Source organism: Rhizobium aethiopicum, assembly GCF_900094625.1.
Taxonomy (GTDB): Bacteria; Pseudomonadota; Alphaproteobacteria; order Rhizobiales; family Rhizobiaceae; genus Rhizobium; species Rhizobium aethiopicum.
Genome location: NZ_FMAJ01000050.1, coordinates 1 through 3292 on the forward strand (window position 1 = coordinate 1; position 3292 = coordinate 3292).

Below are 3292 nucleotides of genomic sequence, written 5' to 3' on the forward strand. Positions count from 1 at the left end.
ATGAGCCTTATCAGGCATCTGAGAAAAGGGGTGGCGAGATCCCCATCCTCGTTGACAGCAGGGCCATCCGTACTTCCTGTCAATGTACCCATTTCTTAGTCCTCCTCATCGAAAGGCTTCTTTTCAATGGCGCCTGCTTCGGTTAGCACCTTGCGTAACCAGGGTGGCGGAGTAGTCCTGAGCATCGCCCGAGTTCGCGACAAAACATCTTCGATCAGTTGAGGATCGGATACTTTAATTGGGTGGATTTTGGCCGAAACAACTCGGGCTGCCGATGGCCCACCGATCGCCAGACAGAACAATAAGTGACAACCTTCCAACGCCTTCACCTTCGGGTTAATACGATCGACGTCCTCGTTCCGATGCTTTCCGCTCTGGTCGGAAACGTCTTCGAAGTCCAGGACTTCCACCAGTTTCCAGTCGTCGGGACTCACATCATAGACGACGAAACGTTTTGCCGATCCGAAATGGGCGTCGAGAGATTTCATATCTTGAGTGGCGATTGCGACGCGCAACGCGCCAGCCTTCCGTTTTGGAGCTGACGAGTGAACCCCGTCAGGGACGAGGGAAAGGCGACGAGCGGCGATCATCTAGGCAGTTCTCCTTTGCGGGAGGGATCAAGCGATCCAGGACACGGCGCGCGCTGATTGGCCTGGAAGATGTTGGAAACATCGAAGATCAGGTCGCGCGTTCCCTGATAGAGACTTGTGAGCTTATGCTGGCTGCCGAGTCGGTCGTATATCGGGAAGCCCACCCGCATGAGCGGAATCCCAAGGCGCTCCGCCGCTTGTCGTCCATGCGAATGCGTGACGAGAAGATCAGCGCCGACGGCAAGTTCTTCGAGATCGCCAAGATCACCGACCTGGAGCGATTCGGCCGGCATTTCCGCGAGTATTTTTGAGGTGCCGGTCGTGGTGACCGCTGCCGCGATTTCGGCGCCCATGCCGGTGAAGAAGGTAGCGAATTGGTAGAGCTGGTCCGGCTCCACAGCAATTGCGATTTTCTTGCCTCCGAAATGGAAATGTCCGTCGAGCAGGGCGTCCTGCAGCTGTGCTCGGCGACGGCGGATGTTTGCTGGCACCGGCGCACCAGAAATCTCAGAAAGAAACGAGACGAACCGGTCGGCTCGTTTCAATCCTGTCAGCGACTGGAACAATGCGTAAGGGACTCCCGTCCGGGTCCGCAGTAGCTCTGCGGGGCGGCGCATATGCTCGCCGATCGCGATACATTGCGCCGCCGTGCCAAGCTCTTGTATCTCGTCGACGGGAGTACCGCCATAGGTGGTCGGAACCCAACGATCGCCGGGCACCGTGCCGTCGAGAGAGCCGGAAATGTCCGGCAGGATCACCGGCTTCAGACCGAAGCTTTCGACCGTTTCGCGCAGAAGCTCGATGTCAGCGACTGTCAGATGCCATCCTGGTAGGATCGCAATCTTCTTTTGGTGGCGGCTCTGCTCGCCTGGAGTGGTGATGCGCTCGACCATAGAGATGACGGCCTTCGCCCATCCCTCTTCGATCGCTCCCTCGAAATCCGGGGTATTCGCCAGCACAACCTCCGTACCCGCGAGCTCATCGGCACGATCCCGCTTGATGTTGGCGAGATCGCCTGCGAAATCTTCGCCGCGGGTTTCCACCAGGGCTGTCGTGCAAATTCCGATCAGCTTGGGTTTTGCGCGCCTCTTGAGATTTAGGATCGCCTCTTCCAGATTGCCTGCGCCGCCAAGAATGGTCGCCACTGCGTCCAATGCCGTTGTCTGCAAGGGAATGGCTTCCTTAAAGTGCCGGACTAAAAGTACCAGCGCCAAGCTGGTGCAGCCCTGGCTGCCGTGGAACAGCGGCACGGCACGCTCGACGCCAAGAAAGGCGAGCGCGGCGCCGAGCGGCTGCGACGATTTCAGCGGATTGACCGCAGCTGATTTGGTCTGGGGAAAGACTTGAACCATCGGCTTTCCTCAACGCTTGCCGAAGCTGCCGGCGACCGCGCCGACAAAGTTTTGCAAGACGTACCCAGTCTCGTTCTCGCTCTTGGTATTCGTCAGTTCTTCTTCCACCGCATGCTGGCATTCCCACGGTGCCGGCTCCCGCACCTCCATCCAGATCGGATTGTGAATAGCAAGATCGATCTGGCGAACGAGCTCCACCATGCCGTCATAGCCGGCATAGGGGTGGTGGCGTTCCTGGTTGATATCGAGCCAAGGTGTCTTGGCCTTCAGCGCGATGAATTGCGTGCGCCCGCCAGACAACATGATGTCGGCTTTACCGTCGGCGAGCATGTTATAAAGCTCGCGCGGCGCCATCGACTCGAACAGGTGTTTTTCGTCTTTCAGGAGTTGCTTGATACGTTCCTTGTCTTCAGGCGTGGATTTCTTGACCGAGGTGCCCACGATCTCGATGCCCACCTCCATCAGCGCATGGACAACCGACCAGGACTTGACGCCGCCGGTGTTGAGCAACACGCGCTTGCCTTCAAGCCTTGGTCGATATGCTGCGAGTTTCATCCAGGCAATCGCCTCCTCCTCCGCGATCAATGCCTCGGTGCGCTCGAGGATTTCGGGATCCGCCCCCTGCATCACGAGCAGCTTGGCGATCTGTCTGAGTGCTTCCGAGGTGTCGGTAATTCCGTAAAAGGAGCCTTCGAAGAACGGGATATCCCAGAGCTCCTCCATTTTGCGGGCGAGGTTGATGAGTGCTGTCGAGCACACCAACATGGACGCCTTGGCGCGATGCGCAGAAGCAATGTCAAGATATCGGGCGTCTCCTGGAATGCAGGCCCTTACTCTGATCCCCAGCCGGTCAAGAAGCGGCTTTACCAGCCAAAACTCGCCGGATAGGTTGAACTCACCAATGATATTGATGTCGTAGGCGGTCACGTCGTTCGGCTCTACGCTGCCGATCACATGATCGAGCAACGCTTCACCGGCGAGCTTATTGCCAAGGTTCTTGGAGCCGGCAAAGCCCGGTGCGTTGACCGGCACCACCGGAAGGCCGAATTTTTCCGCGGCCCGCTTGCAGACGGCCTCGATGTCGTCGCCGATCAATGCTGTCACACAGGTCGAATAGACGAAAATCGCCGGTGGAGCATAGGCCTCCTTGATCTCGCGGATTGCTTTAAAAAGTTTCCGCTCGCCGTGCCCCATCACCACTTCGGTTTCAGTGAGGTCGGTCGTGAAACTGGTGCGCCAGAGCGTTGGACCTGAGGAAGCCGATCCGCGGTTGTCCCAGGAATTGCCCTCACAGCCGAGAGGCCCATGGATCAGGTGCGCGACGTCGGTGATCGGCTGCAGCACGATCTT

3 protein-coding genes are annotated in these 3292 nt (G+C 58.0%); all 3 read right to left on the reverse strand.

Annotation, left to right across the window (positions count from 1 at the left end; translation table 11 throughout):
• Window positions 1-95: 95 nt before the first annotated feature.
• A complete protein-coding gene (gene nifX, locus GA0061105_RS31995) occupies window positions 96-590 on the reverse strand; it encodes a nitrogen fixation protein NifX (RefSeq protein WP_008536565.1) in 495 nt (164 codons plus the stop codon).
• Window positions 587-1942, reverse strand: a complete 1356-nt coding sequence (nifN, locus tag GA0061105_RS32000) for a nitrogenase iron-molybdenum cofactor biosynthesis protein NifN (RefSeq protein ID WP_012489543.1) — start codon at window positions 1940-1942, stop codon at window positions 587-589. The genes nifX and nifN overlap by 4 nt, the downstream gene beginning before the upstream one ends.
• Window positions 1943-1951: 9 nt before the next feature.
• Window positions 1952-3292 (reverse strand): nitrogenase iron-molybdenum cofactor biosynthesis protein NifE (nifE, locus tag GA0061105_RS32005; protein ID WP_141130275.1); only part of this gene is annotated, 1341 nt, incomplete at its 5' end.

What these genes read in the sequence shown, in the direction of transcription:
- nifX (WP_008536565.1), bottom strand. Translation starts at nt 590, where the DNA reads ATGATCGCCGCTCGTCGCCTTTCCCTCGTCCCTGACGGGGTTCACTCG.
- nifN (WP_012489543.1), bottom strand. Translation starts at nt 1,942, where the DNA reads ATGGTTCAAGTCTTTCCCCAGACCAAATCAGCTGCGGTCAATCCGCTG.